The organism is Pseudoalteromonas rubra (genome assembly GCF_005886805.2).
Lineage (GTDB): Bacteria > Pseudomonadota > Gammaproteobacteria > Enterobacterales > Alteromonadaceae > Pseudoalteromonas > Pseudoalteromonas rubra_D.
In genome coordinates this window covers 3,990,591-4,008,597 of the sequence record NZ_CP045429.1, presented here as the reverse complement: position 1 = coordinate 4,008,597, position 18,007 = coordinate 3,990,591, and the positions used below count along the sequence as shown (strand labels likewise).

Here is an 18,007-nt window from a genome sequence, read left to right as displayed (position 1 = left end):
TATGATTTAAATAGAGGGAGCCAGGCTCCCTCATTTAGTCAGCTATTAAGGATTAGCTGTAGATACGGTACAAGTGGCAGGTAACCATGCTGTCTTAGAAGCATCATTTACCGTCGCTGTACATCTCCACTCAGAGATAGTGAAGCCTGCAGTGAAGTTTGCTGCAGTCGCTGCAGTGTTGCCGTTGAACGGAGTCACAACAACGGAGACGCCCGCCATGTCTGATTTACCTGTGATGGTGATAGCACCTGTTGCACCAACCACAACTGAATCAACCATTTCGGTTTGCTCACCAGTAGTGGCAGAAGCACAGTTTGCTGGTGCACCACCAACCTGTGAAATTTCTGTCACACAGGCCTTAGGCATGGTTGAAGCAGCCATCAGCTCAGAGGCTTTAGCACGGTTAATGTAGTCTTGGTAAGCCGGCAGGGCAACGGCAGCAAGAATACCAATGATTGCGATTACAATCATTAATTCAATAAGGGTAAAACCACCCTGTTGTCTTTGCGTCATGATGTGTCTCCTAAGGGATATTAGACCCGATGCCAGCAACTACTCACACCAGGGGTTTATTAAATTTGTGCTCTCAGAATAGGACCAAGTATAGGTCTTTATTCCTATAATAAGTTTGTTGTAAATCAATACTGATAATCATAACTTTATCCTAAGTCATCATGACTAGAATCACTCATCAGTTTACAACATAACTATGACAGTTTTGATTTTTAACTGTCTGGCAACCATCGAGCTTTACTGTCGTACGTCTTACTCGCTCTGTTAACACAAAGAGCTGGTCTGGGATCGAGCGCAAGAATTATTTAGCTGCTAATTCTTTGTTCGTATTAAAAAGTGTTTTCTCATTCTTGTCAACGAACGGGCTTTGTATTTCCTTACAAAGCTGTTACACCTGTTACTCGAAGCGCATAGATAAGTCTATACTCTGCAGGTGTTTCGTCAACGCACCACTTGAAATGTAGTCCACGCCAGCCTGCGCATACATCGCCAGTTTATCTAAGGTCATATTACCCGAGACCTCCAGCTTAGCTCTACCGGCAGTTTGTTTAACGGCAATTTGAATGTCCTCAACGGTAAAGTTGTCGAGCATAATGATATCTGCGCCTGAATCGAGCGCTTGTTGCAGCTCATCAAGGCTTTCTACTTCAACCTCAACGGGCTTATCCGGGTGGTTTTGTCTGGCTTGTGTAACCGCTTTAGCAATCCCGCCACAGGCTGCAATATGATTCTCTTTGATCAGGAATGCATCAAACAATCCGATACGGTGGTTTTTGCCTCCACCACAAGTTACTGCGTACTTTTGCAATGCGCGCAGGCCCGGGATGGTTTTTCGTGTATCCAGCAATTGTGTATTGGTATCTGCGAGTGCGGCAACAGAAAGTGCAGTTGATGTGGCTGTACCCGACAGGGTTTGTACAAAGTTGAGTGCGGTGCGCTCAGCTGTGAGGATAGCACGAGCACTGCCTGTTGCTTCAAAAATGCGCTGATTTGGCTGCAAGGCATCGCCATCATTGACCAGCACATTGACCTCAACACTGGGGTCCACTTGTCTGAATACCTCAAGGATCAGGTCTTTACCGCAAAATACGCACGCTTCGCGTGTAATGACATAAGCTTTTGCTTGCTGGGAGATGGGGATCAGGGCTGCGGTAATATCACCATCAGCAGCACTTTGGTTATTCAAGTCTTCATCAAGTGCCAGCTTAACCAGCTGGGGGATTTGTTCATTTAACATGGGTTATCTTGGCTTTGCTATTCAATAACCTAATTCTACTGTGTTACGCCAGTTAATGACAATGTCGTTTATTGGTGGTCTCACAGGGATACTTTGCGATGGTCTGTCCCTAGTGTCAAAATAACATAGTGAAAGTATGGCAAACTTGCTAAGGTAATAGCATAGTAAAGAGGCTAAGTGGTTCTATTTATGAAGGTAAATTGGTTGCCTGGTGCTCATCAGCGGCACTCACCCCATTATAATGAACGCCCGGCTGAGTGTGCTCCTTCATTACTGGTGGTACATTGTATTTCCTTGCCTGCGGGCCAGTACGGCGGCACCTACATAGATGAGCTATTTATGGGCACTCTGGACTGTCAGGCGCATCCTAGTTTTGACTCTCTGCAAGGCGTGAGGGTATCCGCCCATTGCCTGATCCGTCGAGACGGGACGGTTATCCAGTATGTGCCGTTTAATAAACGTGCCTGGCATGCTGGGGTATCTGAATTCGCAGGACAAGACAACTGCAATGATTTCAGTATTGGTGTTGAGCTGGAAGGGACTGATACGACATCGTACACTGAAGCACAATACCAGGCCCTGGCTCAGCTCACGATATGGTTGCAGCAGCAGCTTCCTAGGCTGACCAGAGATCGCATTGTCGGGCACAGTGATATTGCACCTGGTCGTAAACACGATCCTGGCGTAGCGTTCGACTGGGACAAATATTTTGCATTGATAAGATAAGAGTAACGGACATGATGTTAATTTCTATCATAATTGCTTTGGTTATTGAGCGCCTTGGTGCCCGCTCAGAACATTGGCAGATTGATTACTATATGGGTAAGTACCTAACATGGAGCAAACATCAGCTTCGTGAAAAAGGGGTTTTCAGTTCTGATCCTGGCGTGATGATCTGGTTGGTACTACCCACAGCGTTGATTGCCATGGTGTACCATTTTTCTGACTTCATTATATTTCAGCTGATACTCAATGTACTGATCTTACTGGTATGCTTTGGCTGTGGACGTTACCGCTGCTTGTACAAAGGTTATCTCAATGCATTGACACGAGGGGATTCTGAAGCAGTGACACTGTATGCACTGCAAATGGGACAAGAGCGGACTGAATCAGAGCGAAATGGTGAAACTTTCGGGCAAACGCTGGTATGGATTAATTTCCAGCACTATTGCGCGGTGATGTTCTGGTTTGTCGTATTAGGCGCACCAGGTGCGGTGTTATATGCAACGGTGCGATACCTGGTTACAACGCTCACTGAACGTCAGGAAGACGACCTGCCTGAGCAGGTTGCGTTACTGCGCAGTACGTTGGGGGAACAAACACAGCGGTTTTCCAGGTTACTCTTCTGGCTTGATTGGTTGCCAGCCCGGGTTGCCAGTTTTGGTTATTTGATCATTGGTAACTTTACAAAAGGCACAGGGTGTTGGCTCAAGTACTTACTGGATTTTGACACCCCCAATAGGCGTGTGGTGAGTGATATTGCGCTGGCCGCTGAGCAAATAGAACAGCAGTTTTTTGGTTGTACTTATGAAGCAACCTGTATGATGCGCCTGGTTAAACGTAATATTCTGTTCTTTTTGGTCCTGACAGCACTACTGACTTTGTTTGGTGGTCTGAGTTAACAGCGAATTGTCCCGACAGTTGACTCTGTCGGGAATACGTTTAACCTGGCTGAGCAGCTAACCAGGTTTGTTTGCGTTCAGTCATTGCTGCCAACTGATTGGGCTGAACATCCAGCGTTGACAGTAGCTGATCTGTCACATCTATCAGATCACATACCCCAGCTACATTCCACAGTGCTTCTTCCAGGCCTTTGGCTTTGTGTATTGCATAATGGCTGACATATCTCAGCTCGTTGGCCAGGTAATCCATATCGGGCCGGCCTGTTTTGGAGATATACAGATGAAATATAAATAGTAACTCTTTTTTGAGCGCCCGTTTGATAAATAAAAACAGTGGATCCAGAGACTCCCCCGCTGCGACACATTGGCTTTTCAGTGCTTCTTTCAGTTCCGTGGCCTGAGGGTCAAAGCGCAGGAATACCGTATATTGCAGGGGTTTATCCTGACGCGACTGCTTGCGCAAGCGCTCACTCAGATAGTCACCAATAAACTCATTCGGTAGTAAACCTTCGCTCTGGACATACTCTTGATGATTATGGTGAAACACCTGGCTGAGTAACACTTTGTGTAGCGCTGTCGGGTAGAGTCCCTGAGCAACGGCGCCAATTCTAAAATGGGCCGCAGATTTGTGCAGGTACAAAGGAAACTGGCAAATGCTCTTAGTGACCATGTTACGTAGCGCATGAGAGAGCCCGGGGATTCTGGGGGCTTCTTCGCATGGCTGAAGTTTGTTCTTATTACTCTCAATCAGGACCTTAAAAAAAGTGATCGCAGTATGCTGCACATTACTGAGAATGTTGACCTTCAGATTGATGATGGTCTTTGCTTTATTGACGGCCATAACCTCATATCTGAGTTTGGTCAGATTATGCTGCTTGGTAATTTTTTGCAGCTCGGGCAGGTCGAGGTGCACAATATCGCCTTTTTGCAGTGTCGCTGGTTCTTCAAGTGCGACTTGCAGGCCCATGACTGAGAAATCGCGGGTATGGCCATGCAGCGCCTGACCATCCTCTTGTATCACCGTTGCTGAGGTCTTATACAGATAGCGTTTGTGTGAGCGCAGGTTGACGTACTCTAATGCGACGACTTCCAGTGGGGGAGGCACTTTAGCTTTGCCATGGCCAAACTGCTTAATGAGATTAACTTGCTCTTTTGGATAATCCAGTGCCTGATAATATGCCGTTTGTTGCTCGGTGGTAATATCGCTGAGGGTCATCAGGTATTTCACGTTTTCAATCAGCCCCTGTACGCGTGGGGTTGGGCGTTTGTTGAGCTTCTCCACATTCTTGCCAGCGCTGGAGGGTAAAGAGAGCGGAATGAAGGCATCTTCATGGTGGCTGGGCATCAGCTGGACTTTAAAGATCCGCCAGCTGTCTTTCTGACTGCCAAATCCCATAAATAAATCACGTAATTCGGCCGATTTTTTGAGCTCCCAGTCAAATGCTGAGTAAAAATAGATTTTGCCATTTTTGCCATGGGTGAAGGTGTAACAGTACGCCTCTTTCACCGGCTCAGGACGAAGCAGCAGCATATCAAGGCGCTGCTGATTAAAGACACTGTATAGTGAAGATGTTTTTCTTTCATCTTCAAAGTAATAGTTGATGTATGCATTGTTTTCATTCGTCAGTACCAGACTCGGGTAGAGCATGGTTTTGGCCTGGCTAAAAAATATAAACAGTGAATTGACCCTGGGCAGGTAATATTGCTCGTACCCCTTACACACGACCGCATCCATGGTGTTATCCAGATTGATCTTGTAGCGGCGCTTATTGCCGTGGATAAAACTCTGTAAAAAGTCATCAAATCCACTGTTATTCTCTACAAAAGTACGCTTGAGGCGAATGTGGTTATACTCGCTGGAGACCGGATCGACGGCGACAACCTCGTACTGGATCCCACTTTTCAGGCCCAGTTCAAAATCCTGCTCAAGGCCGACCAGCCTCAGCGACACTAAATCGCCTTTATGTAAGTGATAGTTTGGGGCCAGCTTTATTTTCGCGCCACTGAGGGATATGTCTGACGTACTGGCATTGGCGATCCGCTGATTGCCAAACTCTACCGTGATCTTGATTGAGTAATTCATCCGCTCTTCTATACGGCTCTCGTATGAAGCAAAGCGGATGTACTGTGTTGACTGAGACAAATCTAGCCCAGGCGTGTCTTCTTCTTGTTGTTGGGCGGCCTGCTTTTGCATGACCTTAAAGTTATTGTCGGTGTTCATGACCGCTTCGTAAACGGCTAAGGTGTATCCGCCATAACGGGCGACTTCTTGCTCAAACACCCGGATTGCAACGTCGTCCATAAAATGTTGCTTGCCGTCATGCTCATAGGGTTTAACCTGCCCGGACACCTGACCACGCAGGTCAATAAAGCGCGCTACGGGCTGAGATAGCCGGGTCATTTCCATTTTTAGCAGGAACTGGTCAGGCTTACTGAGTTGCGCCGTTTTTTGCTTGAAGATAAAGTCAAAATTTGGATCGCCGAGATCAATCTTTAATTCATCTATTAAGTCTTGGTATTGTTGTAATTTATCTTCAGCCATAGGTACACATTTTAAATCAGCAGATCTTACCCGGTTATTGTTTCAGCCTTTGCCAAATTTATGTCAGTATTAACGCTTACTGTTGAACTAAGCTTAATTGAGTTTTAATTTAAGCAATAACTATGCCTTGATTTTTATGGGAAAAAAGAAAACCGCATTTGTCTGTAGTGATTGTGGAGCGGAATTTGCTCGATGGCAAGGGCAATGTTCTGAATGTAAAGCCTGGAATACAATTACCGAGTTCAGAGTGCCATCAGTCAAAGCGGCACCGCGCGGCGGAACTATGGCCGGATATGCAGGGGTTGTCGAAGCCAAGGTCCAGACACTGGATGAAGTTAACCTCGAATCGTTACCAAGATTTTCTACTGGATTCAAAGAGTTCGACCGCGTATTAGGTGGTGGTGTTGTGCCGGGTAGTGCCATCTTGATTGGTGGTGAACCGGGAGCTGGTAAGAGTACTTTACTATTGCAAACTATGTGTTTGCTGGCCGAGTCCATGCCTACTTTGTATGTGACGGGTGAGGAATCCTTGCAGCAAGTGGCGATGCGTGCAAAGCGACTGGGCCTGCCGACTAACAAATTACGCACACTGGCCGAAACGAACGTGGAAAGTATCTGCCAGCTGGCCTTGCGTGAAAAGCCCGCCATTATGGTCATTGACTCGATACAGGTGATGCACATGAGTGATGTGCAGTCGGCACCAGGGAGCGTGTCTCAGGTACGCGAGAGTGCCGCGTACCTGACCCGTTTTGCGAAGCAGAATCAGGTCGCTATCATTATGGTAGGCCATGTGACAAAAGACGGCTCCCTGGCGGGCCCTAAGGTACTGGAGCACTGTATTGACTGCTCTATTTTACTGGAAGGTAGCAGTGACAGCCGTTTCAGAACGTTACGTGGTAACAAAAACCGTTTTGGGGCGGTTAATGAGCTTGGGGTGTTTGCTATGACTGGCCTGGGCCTGAAAGAGGTCAGTAATCCGTCAGCTATTTTCCTCAATCGTGGCGAGGAGCAAACGCCAGGCTCTCTGGTAATGGTCATCTGGGAAGGTACCCGGCCACTGTTGGTCGAAGTTCAGGCGTTGGTAGACTACTCTCAACTGGCAAACCCACGTCGTGTTACTGTTGGCCTGGAGCAAAATCGCCTGGCTATGTTGCTTGCTGTGTTACACCGTCATGGTGGTTTGCAGGTGGCTGATCAAGATGTCTTTGTCAATGTCGTCGGTGGCGTTAAGGTATCCGAAACCAGTGCCGATTTGGCATTAATTGCTGCTTTGGTCTCGAGTTTTAAAAACCATGCGTTGGAACGTCAGATGGTGGTGTTCGGAGAAGTTGGGTTAGGGGGAGAGATCCGTCCGGTGCCCAGTGGCCAGGAAAGACTGCGCGAAGCCGCGAAACATGGCTTCAAACGTGCTATTGTACCTATCGCGAATAAACCAAAGGATGTCATTGAGGGAATGGAGGTGGTTGCCGTTGCCAGCCTCAGTGATGCGCTCGAAGCCTTGTTTTAGGGAATCCTCAAAAATGAAAAAATCTACGATCATGTTGGCAGTGGCTGGTGCGTTGTCAGCTGCTGTTGTTGGCGCACACTTTTATGCGAATCAACAAGCTGAGTTGGTGGTGCAGAAGCAGATCACACAATTTGCTGAACAATCTGAGCTGCTCATTGAGCATCAGGGGTCGTCCTATAATTTGTTTACCAACACAATTAAAGTTCAGTCTTTGGAGATCAAAGACGCAGCGGAGCAACAGGTGTTGCTGAACATTGGTGAATTCAGCTTACAGGGCTACGAAGCAGACAAAATCAGTGAGTTTACTGAAGTAAAGCTGGCGAATGTGACACTTAGCCCTGTATTGGCGGCGGAACTGGCGCCGCAAGCTGCTACGTTGGCTGGTGCCAGTTATGCGCTTACCTCATCTTTACGTTATAACCCGGACAGCGGCAACAGTCAGTTCAAATCTTCCGTTGAGGCGGATGGGGTAGTGGGTATTGAGTTCAACTTCGATCTGGGCAACAGTAAAGAGTTGATGACAACCTCTTTAGAGATGCAGAAACAGGACTCTGAGATGACGCTGGAGCAGGAATTGCAAATGCAAAGCAAGCTGATTTCTGCGATACAGTCGCTGCAACCACAAACCCTGACGTTTGCTATTGCCGGACAGCCGAAGTTAGACGCTCTGGTGACAGAGTTATTGACCAACCAGGGACTGAGCAAAGAGCAATTTGAGCAGATGCTGGCCATGCAACTAGCACAGGTACCAGTTTCTGAAGAAGCCAAACAGGGACTCAGTGGTTTTGCGGCTGGCCTAAATGCTCTGGAGGTTAGTGTGTCATTAGATGAGGCGATGGACTTCAATGCATTTTCTCAGCAAGTCCAGTCACTGTCCGCTGATCCGGAGGCACTTGAAAAGTTCTTAAATCTGAAAATAACTGGCTCTTGAGCCAGGTTGTCAAACAGTAAAAAGCCACCTCTAGGTGGCTTTTTTCGTATTAGGTGTATGTGTTAATTATTCAATGCCAGCATCAGCTCGCGATTACGTTCCAGCTTGGCGAGCATTTGCTGTGCCAGTGGCTTAAAGGTGGCGAGTTCCGCCGCAGGTAAGGGCTGTGACTTGGGCAGCTTGACTGTACGTGGGTTGCGGTGCACGCCATCTACCAGAAACTCATAATGCAGATGAGCACCGGTTACGCGACCCGTTGCACCAACAGTACCAATTTTCTGGCCCTGCTTGACCTTCTGGCCTTTTTTGACATGGCGCTTATGTAAATGCAGGTACTTAGTCACATACTGACTGCCGTGCTGTATAAATACATAGTTACCATTCAGGCGGTTAAAGCCAGATTTAATGACTTTACCATTACCCGCAGAGACCACAGGTGTGCCGACTCTGGCGGCGTAATCTATGCCGCGGTGCGCCGACACGCGGCCCGTGACGGGATGCAGACGGCGCGGGTTAAAGTTGGAACTAATATATTTGAAATCAACCGGTGCACGCAGGAAGGCCTTTTTCATACTGCGCCCTTCAGGGGTGTAGAAGTCACCGTCGGAGTGACGTACTGCGGTATAGCGCTCACCCTGATTAATGAATTCAGCAGCGATGATTTTGCCAGTGCCGATTTCCTCACCATCCACAAAATGTGATTCGTAGATAAGAGAAAACTGATCACCTTTGCGAATATCGTTGGCAAAGTCGACATCCCAACCAAAGATGTGCGCAAAGTTCATGATCTGACGTTCAGATAAGCCTGCGGTGATACCGGCCGTCCAAAAGCTGGACTTGATCTCGCCCCCGGCTGACTTTTCGACAGTCTCTATTTCTTTGCTTTCGATCCGCGTGGCATAACTGCCTTCCTCATTACGGCTGACAAGTAGTGTATCTGTTTTTGATAGCACATATTTCAGCTGTAACAACTCACCTTGTTCATTACTGGCAAAGCTCAGCACTTCGCCTGGATGGATTTTGGTAAGTTTTCGTGTTTCGGCATTAGTATTGACGAGCTTATGCAGCGTTTGTGCTGAAAAGCCGGCGCGTTTAAAAATCACTGCCAGGCTGTCGCCATTGCGGACCTGGTGGTCAACGAAATCGTATTGTGGGGCTTCGGGAGCAAGCGGCTGTTCAATGATATCGGGCGCTTCACTGAGCTCAGTCAGTTGAGGCTGTGGCTCTTCGACATTCAAAGGAAGCTCATAGCGCTTGCCGACTTCGAGCGCGTCTTTGTCGTGATCTCGGGAGGCTGTTGCCTTCTCAGACGGAATGAGTGCAATAGCGACCATTGCTGACAGCAAGCCCAGGATCAGCAACTTGTGTTTTTTTGGGAGTTTGTGCACTGCATGTACCATAACGTGCCTTTTCCGCTGTCAAGAATTATTGCAAATAATAGTGCAGCATATACGTAATAATGCGCAAATACCAGTCTTTTATACATTTAAACTACCCCAAATATAAGCTAAAATCGGGCGATTAACTGATTAAATTGTTGGAGTGAGGTTGGCGTGACAACTGTGGACATAGATACGGCATTGGCAGAGATAAAGCGCGGTGCTGAAGAAATTCTGATTGAAGAAGATTTAAAAGAAAGGCTGAAGTCAGGTAAAAAGTTGCGGATCAAAGCGGGTTTCGATCCAACAGCCCCGGATTTGCACTTGGGCCATACGGTCCTTATCAACAAGCTAAAAACTTTCCAAGACTTAGGGCATGAGGTTATTTTCCTGATCGGTGATTTCACAGGCATGATTGGCGACCCTACGGGTAAAAATGTCACTCGTAAACCGCTAACTCGTGAAGATGTACTGGCTAATGCTGAAACCTATAAAGAGCAAGTATTTAAGATCTTGGATCCGGCTAAAACCACTGTAGCGTTCAATTCTGAATGGATGGAAAAATTAGGCAGTGCGGGCATGATTAAGCTTGCAGCGCGTCAAACGGTTGCGCGTATGCTTGAACGTGATGATTTCAAAAAGCGTTATGCGGGTGGCCAGTCAATTGCTATTCATGAATTCCTTTACCCGCTGGTACAGGGGTGGGATTCAGTGGCGCTGGAAGCGGATGTCGAGCTCGGTGGTACCGATCAGCGCTTTAACCTGTTAATGGGCAGGGAGTTACAAAAAGAAGAAGGTCAGAAGCCACAAACCGTGCTGATGATGCCATTGCTGGAAGGCACCGATGGCGTGCAGAAGATGTCTAAGTCACTGGGTAACTATATTGGTATCACAGATGCGCCAAACGATATGTTTGGTAAAGTGATGTCGATTTCTGACGAACTGATGTGGCGTTACTACGAGTTGCTAAGCGCTAAGTCACTGGAAGAGATTGCAGGCCTCAAAGAAGAAGTGGCTGGTGGTCGTAATCCACGAGACATTAAGATTGAGTTTGCGAAAGAAATGATCGCACGTTTCCACAGCGAAGCAGATGCTGAAGCTGCACATCAGGATTTCATTAAGCGTTTCCAGAAAAATGCCCTGCCTGATGATATTCCAGAGGTAACCATCACCATTGCTGAGCCTGCGACTTTCATTACTAATGTGTTAAAAGAAGCTGGCCTGGTTGCCAGCACCTCAGAAGCGATGCGTATGATTAAACAAGGTGCGGTTAAGCTCAATGGTGAAGAGAAAGTCACCGATTCTAAGCTGAGCGTTGAGAAAGGCTCGACAGCGATTTACCAGGTAGGTAAACGCAAGTTTGCCAAAATCACTGTTGAATAATCGACTGAGTTAACGAAGTGAATTCAAAGTAAGGGCGGCTATTTGGTCGCCCTTTTTAATGGGTGAGAATATTAATGGTTAACCAGCACAGGCATAGGGCACAAAGGAAAAACCAGCGCATGGTTGCCAACAACTTGAGCATCAGGCTTATGGTCTCCGGTTCTGGCGGTCTGTCGCTGCCAATGCGCATATTGTCAAATCGCTGCTGCTGATAAAAGCGTGGCCCGGCGAGCTGGGTATTGAGGCTGGCTGCAAACAAAGCCAGGATCCAACCTGAACTGGCAGGGCGGTAGAACTGACCATAGTGTTTTAGGTAGTGCAGTGTTTTCCCCAGGTTTTGTGTCAGCGCCATCATTAAAACGAACAGCCTGACGGGCAACCACTCGAGAATCGCCAGGCTCAGTTGCAGCGGTTTAATAAATGCTGTGTCTGGACGCATCTTGCTGCGCCAGGCGTGATCGCAGAGCAACATCAATTTATAGCTCAATGCCAGCAGAGGGCCACCAATCAGATAAAACACCATGACCAGATAGAAATGCCGCATGCCACGTAATGCCAGGCTGTCCAGGCATGCTTTGCATATGCCCATCAAAGACAGTTTCTCCACATCCCGCTTTACCATAGCGCCAAGTAACTGGCGTGCAGCCGCTTTTTGTTGTTGTTTGAGTAAAATCGCAATCCGCTTGGCACGCCGTTCGTGTTGAATATCCAGACAGAAAAATAATACCAGGCCACCAAGCCATTGAGGGTAGAAAGACAAATAGCCCAGAGCGGCCAAAATGACCAGGATGATCAGCATTGGCAGGATAAATGCCATACTGCCGGATAGCAGTTGATAGCTATTTGGTGCCTTAGGACGGTAAACTTTTTGAGCCAGATTAGTAAACAACAGCGTCATGACGACATTGGGGTGATACAGGCTGGAGGTTCTGAATCCTATCGCGCTGAGTGTTGCCAGTAAGAAAATCAGCAAGCCCGTGTGGGCTTGCAAATGTTCAGTTAACACCTTACAGCGAAACCTGATCCAGCTTTGCCAACAGGGCAATAACCAGCTTCGAAGAGTTTACAGAGGCAACTTCCAGGTAGGCGTCAAATGATTGCGGCGATTCTTTGCCGGCGATGTCTGACAGCGAGCGGATCACGACAAATGGGGTGTGTAACACATGACAGGCTTGAGCAATTGCGGCGCCTTCCATTTCAACCGCCAGCATGTGTGGGAAGTCCTGGCGCGTCTTGTCAATACGGACTGGATCACACATGAATGAATCACCGGTACAGATTTGGCCTACTTTTGTCTGAATGTCTGTCAGTTCACCGACACTTTGCTGAGCGGCTTCAACCAGAGCTGAGTGTGCGCTAAAGCCTGCTGGCATTTGTGGTACCTGACCCAGTTCATAGCCAAATGCAGTGACGTCAACATCATGATGTCTTACTTCTGACGAGATCACGACATCGCCGACGTTCAGCTCAGGATCAAAGCCGCCGGCTGAACCTGTATTAATCACACAGTCAGGGCTGTAGTTGTCGATTAGCAGCGTCGTTGCCACTGTCGCGGCCACTTTGCCAATACCAGACTGAACCAGAGTTACCTCATGTCCACCCAGTTCACCGTGATAAAAGGTGAAACCGCCTTTAGTTGCGGTTTGTGTATTGTTCATTGCGTCACGCAGGATTGTGACTTCCTGTTCCATCGCGCCAATAATACCTACTTTCATAATCTTCTCTTATTTTTTAACCGTGTTGCTCATTATATATCAAAACTGGTGTTAGAAAATATGATGTTAGGCAGGTTAAAACGTTTTGCTGTCAGCCCTGAGTTGGGCCGACAGTGAGTGTGGCAGGTTAAATTTCTGCCAGTTGGGTTGCCGCGGCTTTGGCCTGAGACGGTGAAAGTACCGCAGGTTTGTAATTGCGATTGCGAGGCTTGCCCTGTGGCTCTGGTTTCTTGCCTAGTTTAAACAGGATGGCAGCCCGCACTTCAGCACTTTTGTAACCACTTTTTACCTTCATGCGAATATGTGGGATCCCGGCTGACTCCAGCGCACCGCTGACGAACCAGTCTTTTTGTGCTTTGTGGCCGTTTTTATTGGCGTTGTTTACCAGATCAACGGCAGCGACAATATTGAGCGTTTCTTTATCAACCAGCACATAATCGAGCTGCTTATTTTGCGCTTTGGTGATGGCAGCCCGGCGTGCCTTTTTGGATAACCCAGGTTTACACTCGATAATTTCAATCAGCTTAACTCTGCTGACAATCTTAAACTTGTCACCTACTGAACGCTCTAATAGCTGTAAAAAGGAGGCTTCGACTGTTGTGAATACAGACTCTTTTCGATTAAACGGATAGGGGTTACCGCCGTTATCCGTATATTTTGAAATAACAATGGAAGCAATAACGACCAGCGCCAGAATAGATAATAATGTTAGTTCCATAAATCACTCCACGACAACAATTTGACTTGCAAATTATTAAGCAAAGAGTGTGCCTAAAGTAATTTTTCTGAATGCTGAAGAATTAAAAACGCTCGGCGGTTTGGGATGGCCGAGCGGATAAGGAAAGCACAGTGCTTGACTGGATCAAGCGCGGTAGCCGTCTTTCATGCCTTTTACTGCATATGCAACGGCATCGTGTGCATGCAAAGATTCGTAGTGGTTTATCTTTATATAGTAGTCTGTGTAGTTTTCAGCTTCAAACAAGGCTTTGAGTTTTCTGGCGGCGTCTTCACAGAACATCAGGTTCTGACCGTTAAGGCGGGCAAATTCTTGCTCATCTTCACGCTTAACCGCTGCCTGTACAGGCGTTTTTAGCTCATCTTCTACCATGTTTACCAGACCCAAGATGTCAAACTCCTGACAATGCTCATCCAGTTTGACTTTGATATTCGTTACAGAGCGTTGTGAGTGCGGTGTTGCCACGATGCCTTCAGTGGTGCCTAACCAGGCATGAACACTGGCATGATCAAGTGGCTGATCGGTAAACTTTTCTTCAAAGGCATTTTGGATCAGCTGACGGGCAAGGGCTGCAGAGCAAGGGCAAGTTGATGAGTAAGTAACATCAACGGCTAATTCCAGATTAAACTGGCCGTTTGCCAGGTTAGCGGTGATCACAACAGGATAGTTTTTCCAGCCTTGTTTACCACTTAATAAGGAGGCACGGCGCAGCGGTAGTTCGAAGTGAAACGTCACTTTGGCGCTGTGACTCAGCCCTTCATGACTGGTAATAAAGCTATCCAGTACTGAGCGAATCGTCGCGGGTGTCAGTGTCTGTTCACAGGACAGCGAGTCTAGTGCCAAAAATAACCGTGACATATGGATACCTTTCGCATCCTCCCTGTCCAGGCTGACAAACGCATCCGCTTTGGCTGTTACGGGCGTATCATTCAAGCCTTTACTTGATAACAGTAAAGGTAGCTCGATATTTCCCATTCCGACCCAGTCTAGCTTGCCTTCTTGTAAGGCGTCTGCAGAATGTGCAATGTCAGGCATTGAAGTTGGCATTTGAACTCTCTTAATCACGACTATCAGGGTTGGGCATGTTACACCAAAATGTCACAACTTGCCGAGCCCGCAGGAAAAATTCTGGTAAAAAAATCGCCCAAGTGTGCAAAATTTCGTACGCCGATGCCGACTTTCTACACATCCACAAAAGGCACTGAATACGGGCGCTACAGAGGTTATTTTAGTTTGTGCAATGTCGCCTGCGACCTTTGGTCACTCGCTTCTGTGTTTTGGTCAGGTATAATGTAGGGGTTAACTAGGTGATTTTATTATGCTTGACTCTTCATTTGGGACTTGGGCCCGAATTTTATCGAATTTGATTAAAAACTACGGAGACCGCTGGGCTGGGGTTGTGGCCTATGCTTTCGTACTGATTGTGTCTCTGGTTTTGGCGTGTATGTTTTACTACGTGGCGCTCGGTGAAGTCACACTGGTCAATGTGTTGTCGGTGGTGTTATTTGCCGCATTAACCTCTCCATTACTGCTTTCTGTTGCTATCTATGCAATGCGTCAGCTGGATGCGTCGAAAGAGTATCTTGAATCCGCCACACAACAAGAAAAACTGCTCAATCAGACACTCAAAGACAACATTAACCGGCTCAATAACGAAATTGACGAGCGGAAAATGGCGCTGCATGCAAAGCACCGGGCAATCGCAGAATTGCGTAAAGAAATCTCGGAGCGGCGCAAAGCTGAGCAAGAGCTGGCTCAGCAGAGTATGTTACTGCGTAGTATCGTAGATTCCTCTCCTGACTTATTCTATTACCGTGATGAGCGGGGCGTATTTGCGGGTTGCAACAAGAAGTTTGAACAAGTCATTGGCAAAACCAGTGAACAACTGATCGGCCACACGGTACAGGAAGTGTTTGGTGAACAGGATGTTCCGAGGGTACTGCAAACTGATGAACAAGTGATTGAGACCCAGCAATCGATTAATGTTGACGTAGAATACCCGGTCGCCAATGAAAACTGCTGGTTTGAGATGCGTAAACTGCCCTTCATTAACGATAATGGGGAATATATTGGGCTGCTGGCGTTCGGTCGTGATATTACCAGTCGTAAAGAAGCGGAGCAGGCACTGGAAACGGCCTATAAAGATAAAGGGAAATTTATTGCCACGTTGAGCCACGAATTACGCACACCGCTCAACGGCATTGTCGGTCTGACACGTATGTTATTGGACACTGAACTGACAAAACAACAAAAAAGCTGGTGCAATACTGTTTTCTCCAGTGCTGAAACTTTAGGTAATATCTTCAATGACATTATCGATCTGGATAAGATAGACAGGGAGCAGCTGGATATTGCCACAGACAGTATTAATGTGTCGGACTTTATCAATGATGTTGTCAACTTTGCAGGCCTGATAGCGGAACAAAAAGCCCTTGAGTTCAATATCAAGCGTTTAGGTATGTTGGATATCTATGCGCTGTTAGATCCAACTCGTTTGCGTCAGGTGTTGTGGAACCTGATCAACAATGCTGTGAAGTTTACTCACCGAGGTGGCGTTACTCTGGAGTGTCGTCGTGAAAACCGTGCTGATGGCCCCTGGTTGTCGATCAGTGTCATCGATACAGGTGTGGGGATCCCTTCTGATCAACAAGATCGCATTTTCGACATGTATTACAAAGCACCCGATGCCAGTGGTAATAATGCCATTGGTTCAGGGATTGGCCTGGCGGTGACAAAAGCGCTGGTGCATGCCATGAAAGGTACAATTCACGTCAGCAGCATGCAGGGGGAAGGCAGTCGCTTTGATGTGGAGCTACCTTTGGAGCTATGCTCAGCGCCAAATGAGCAAAGCTATGCGGGCCGTAGCCTTTACATTTTGTTGGTAGAAGATGTGCCACTGAATGCTGAAATTGCCACTAACTTGCTGGAACAACGTGGACACGAGGTCGTCTGGGCAGAAACCGGGGAAGATGCCTTGTCGATGGTTGAAACTGAGGATGAGTTGGATCTGATCCTACTTGATATGCAGTTACCAGACATCAATGGTGATGAAATTGCGCGGCAGATCCGTGCCGATAGCCACTTTGATGAGTTACCTATCGTAGCACTGACGGCTAATGTGCGTAGCGCAGAGCAAGAGCTGCAAGGAATTGATATTCAGGGCGCACTGGCAAAACCTATCAACACCACAAAGCTGGATAAGATGCTTGCTGAGCTGTTTGGGATAGAGGCAAGCAAAGACAAACAAGCTTCGCCTCAGTCTGAGCCGTTGCAATTGAGCGAGCAAGAGCAAGCGTTGCTGGATGTGGAAACAATCACTGACTTTGTATCATCTATGGGTATAGAGCCCTTTAAGCGCAGCTGTGACTTATTTGCTCGCCTTAATCCGACTTATCACAAAGAGCTGGATGAGGCTAATCAAAATGAGGATACCGAGACCTATGTGTCTGTGGCACATAAACTAAAAGGCGCCGCGGGCTCTGTTGGTCTGCAGAATGTGCAATTGCATGCTAAAACGATGGAGCTGGAAGGTGCTCAGGTAGACAAAGAGCAGCGTGCGGATTGGTTAGATGAACTAGAGGTGAAAATAAGAGAAGGGCAATCTGCCCTTCACTCATTAATTGCAAAGCTCGCTGAAAACTCGTAACGCAAACTTATTGGCTATCGATCTTACCGATGAAGCGGTAGCCTTCACCATGAATGGTGCTGATCAGTTCAGGCGTGTTGTTGTCGGTTTCAAAGTGCTTACGGATACGACGAATGGTGACGTCTACCGTTCTGTCGTTGGCACGCAACTCACGACCTGTCATGTGCTTGATCAGCTGCTCACGACTGAAGATACGACCTGGTGAGTCCAACATCAGACGCAGGGCACGATATTCGCCCTTCGGCAAACGTTTCGCTTCACCAGTTGGTGAAGTCAGGCAGCGGCTATTCTCATCCAGTTCCCAACCGTTAAATGTAATGACGCCATTGCTGTCAATACTAGACTCCTCCGGGCTTGAGCCGGTACGAGTGATCAGGTTGCGCACACGGATTGTAAGTTCACGTGGGTTGAAAGGCTTAGTGACATAGTCGTCGGCACCGATCTCCAGACCAAGAATACGGTCGACATCGTTGTCACGACCGGTCAAGAAAATAAGACCGATGTTTTTCTTCTGGCGTAACTCACGAGCCAGGATAAGGCCATTTTTACCAGGCAGGTTAATATCCATGATCACACAGTTGACGTCGTCATTTGACGTCAATTTTTCATGCATATCATCGCCATCAATGGCTTCAATTACCTTATAACCTTCGGCTTCAAATAAACTAACGAGGTTCAGTCGAGTTACGTCTTCATCCTCAACAATTAGAATGACTGGCGTTTGCATTATTAATTAACCTTTTCGGAATATTGTATTTACAAAATCATCGGCGTTATATAATAAAACCGAATGTTA

15 protein-coding genes are annotated in these 18,007 nt (G+C 47.3%); 6 read left to right on the top strand and 9 right to left on the bottom strand.

Annotated elements, in window-relative coordinates; genetic code table 11:
* Positions 1-45 precede the first annotated feature (45 nt).
* Complete coding sequence (locus tag CWC22_RS24600) at positions 46-513, bottom strand: pilin (protein ID WP_138539313.1); 468 nt, start codon at positions 511-513, stop codon at positions 46-48.
* 397 nt (positions 514-910) lie between these two features.
* A complete protein-coding gene (gene nadC / locus CWC22_RS17195) occupies positions 911-1,750 on the bottom strand; it encodes a carboxylating nicotinate-nucleotide diphosphorylase (protein WP_138539314.1) in 840 nt (279 codons plus the stop codon).
* 189 nt (positions 1,751-1,939) lie between these two features.
* Between nadC and ampD the strand changes: the two genes are divergently transcribed.
* Entirely contained in the window at positions 1,940-2,476 is a 537-nt protein-coding gene (ampD, locus tag CWC22_RS17190; RefSeq protein ID WP_138539315.1) for a 1,6-anhydro-N-acetylmuramyl-L-alanine amidase AmpD, read from the top strand.
* Positions 2,477-2,487: 11 nt separating this feature from the next.
* Positions 2,488-3,372, top strand: coding sequence for a beta-lactamase regulator AmpE (gene ampE / locus CWC22_RS17185; RefSeq protein WP_138539316.1), 885 nt, complete (start codon positions 2,488-2,490; stop codon positions 3,370-3,372).
* A gap of 40 nt (positions 3,373-3,412) precedes the next feature.
* On the opposite strand, the gene CWC22_RS17180 is transcribed toward ampE, so the two are convergent.
* A complete protein-coding gene (locus tag CWC22_RS17180) occupies positions 3,413-5,914 on the bottom strand; it encodes a PilZ domain-containing protein (RefSeq protein WP_138539317.1) in 2,502 nt (833 codons plus the stop codon).
* Positions 5,915-6,050: 136 nt separating this feature from the next.
* On the opposite strand from CWC22_RS17180, the gene radA reads away from it, so the two are divergent.
* Together radA and CWC22_RS17170 are read left to right on the top strand one after the other, a co-directional pair.
* Positions 6,051-7,421, top strand: coding sequence for a DNA repair protein RadA (gene radA / locus CWC22_RS17175; protein WP_125559043.1), 1,371 nt, complete (start codon positions 6,051-6,053; stop codon positions 7,419-7,421).
* Between the two features lie 13 nt (positions 7,422-7,434).
* Positions 7,435-8,352 (top strand): DUF945 domain-containing protein, encoded by a 918-nt coding sequence (locus CWC22_RS17170; protein ID WP_138539318.1) that lies wholly within the window; start codon positions 7,435-7,437, stop codon positions 8,350-8,352.
* Between the two features lie 62 nt (positions 8,353-8,414).
* Here CWC22_RS17170 and CWC22_RS17165 read toward each other — a convergent pair whose 3' ends face one another.
* Positions 8,415-9,752 (bottom strand): peptidoglycan DD-metalloendopeptidase family protein, encoded by a 1,338-nt coding sequence (locus tag CWC22_RS17165; RefSeq protein ID WP_125559047.1) that lies wholly within the window; start codon positions 9,750-9,752, stop codon positions 8,415-8,417.
* A 162-nt stretch (positions 9,753-9,914) separates the two neighbouring features.
* On the opposite strand from CWC22_RS17165, the gene tyrS reads away from it, so the two are divergent.
* Positions 9,915-11,114, top strand: coding sequence for a tyrosine--tRNA ligase (gene tyrS / locus CWC22_RS17160; protein WP_040644590.1), 1,200 nt, complete (start codon positions 9,915-9,917; stop codon positions 11,112-11,114).
* A 55-nt stretch (positions 11,115-11,169) separates the two neighbouring features.
* Here the strand turns inward: tyrS and CWC22_RS17155 are convergent, their stop codons facing one another.
* The 4 genes from CWC22_RS17155 to folE2 all read right to left on the bottom strand — a co-directional run bounded on the left by CWC22_RS17155 (position 11,170) and on the right by folE2 (position 14,612).
* Positions 11,170-12,120, bottom strand: a complete 951-nt coding sequence (locus CWC22_RS17155; protein ID WP_230090588.1) for a cobalamin biosynthesis protein CobD/CbiB — start codon at positions 12,118-12,120, stop codon at positions 11,170-11,172.
* A 1-nt stretch (position 12,121) separates the two neighbouring features.
* A complete protein-coding gene (gene mtnN, locus CWC22_RS17150; RefSeq protein WP_138539319.1) occupies positions 12,122-12,829 on the bottom strand; it encodes a 5'-methylthioadenosine/S-adenosylhomocysteine nucleosidase in 708 nt (235 codons plus the stop codon).
* Between the two features lie 127 nt (positions 12,830-12,956).
* Positions 12,957-13,547, bottom strand: a complete 591-nt coding sequence (locus CWC22_RS17145) for a DUF2726 domain-containing protein (protein WP_010383537.1) — start codon at positions 13,545-13,547, stop codon at positions 12,957-12,959.
* A 144-nt stretch (positions 13,548-13,691) separates the two neighbouring features.
* The gene (gene folE2, locus CWC22_RS17140) at positions 13,692-14,612 is read right to left on the bottom strand and encodes a GTP cyclohydrolase FolE2 (RefSeq protein ID WP_138539320.1); all 921 of its coding nucleotides are present in this window, start codon (positions 14,610-14,612) and stop codon (positions 13,692-13,694) included.
* Between the two features lie 271 nt (positions 14,613-14,883).
* On the opposite strand from folE2, the gene arcB reads away from it, so the two are divergent.
* On the top strand, positions 14,884-17,211 hold the full coding sequence (gene arcB, locus CWC22_RS17135) for an aerobic respiration two-component sensor histidine kinase ArcB (RefSeq protein ID WP_138539321.1): 2,328 nt from the start codon (positions 14,884-14,886) through the stop codon (positions 17,209-17,211).
* Between the two features lie 7 nt (positions 17,212-17,218).
* On the opposite strand, the gene arcA is transcribed toward arcB, so the two are convergent.
* Complete coding sequence (arcA, locus tag CWC22_RS17130; protein WP_010383531.1) at positions 17,219-17,938, bottom strand: two-component system response regulator ArcA; 720 nt, start codon at positions 17,936-17,938, stop codon at positions 17,219-17,221.
* Positions 17,939-18,007: the final 69 nt, after the last annotated feature.

Bases quoted from the DNA above. Each gene is read 5' to 3' on its own strand.
- CWC22_RS24600 (WP_138539313.1), bottom strand. From the start codon at position 513: ATGACGCAAAGACAACAGGGTGGTTTTACCCTTATTGAATTAATGATT.
- nadC (WP_138539314.1), bottom strand. From the start codon at position 1,750: ATGTTAAATGAACAAATCCCCCAGCTGGTTAAGCTGGCACTTGATGAA.
- ampD (WP_138539315.1), top strand. From the start codon at position 1,940: ATGAAGGTAAATTGGTTGCCTGGTGCTCATCAGCGGCACTCACCCCAT.
- ampE (WP_138539316.1), top strand. From the start codon at position 2,488: ATGATGTTAATTTCTATCATAATTGCTTTGGTTATTGAGCGCCTTGGT.
- CWC22_RS17180 (WP_138539317.1), bottom strand. From the start codon at position 5,914: ATGGCTGAAGATAAATTACAACAATACCAAGACTTAATAGATGAATTA.
- radA (WP_125559043.1), top strand. From the start codon at position 6,051: ATGGGAAAAAAGAAAACCGCATTTGTCTGTAGTGATTGTGGAGCGGAA.
- CWC22_RS17170 (WP_138539318.1), top strand. From the start codon at position 7,435: ATGAAAAAATCTACGATCATGTTGGCAGTGGCTGGTGCGTTGTCAGCT.
- CWC22_RS17165 (WP_125559047.1), bottom strand. From the start codon at position 9,752: ATGGTACATGCAGTGCACAAACTCCCAAAAAAACACAAGTTGCTGATC.
- mtnN (WP_138539319.1), bottom strand. From the start codon at position 12,829: ATGAAAGTAGGTATTATTGGCGCGATGGAACAGGAAGTCACAATCCTG.
- CWC22_RS17145 (WP_010383537.1), bottom strand. From the start codon at position 13,547: ATGGAACTAACATTATTATCTATTCTGGCGCTGGTCGTTATTGCTTCC.
- folE2 (WP_138539320.1), bottom strand. From the start codon at position 14,612: ATGCCAACTTCAATGCCTGACATTGCACATTCTGCAGACGCCTTACAA.
- arcB (WP_138539321.1), top strand. From the start codon at position 14,884: ATGCTTGACTCTTCATTTGGGACTTGGGCCCGAATTTTATCGAATTTG.
- arcA (WP_010383531.1), bottom strand. From the start codon at position 17,938: ATGCAAACGCCAGTCATTCTAATTGTTGAGGATGAAGACGTAACTCGA.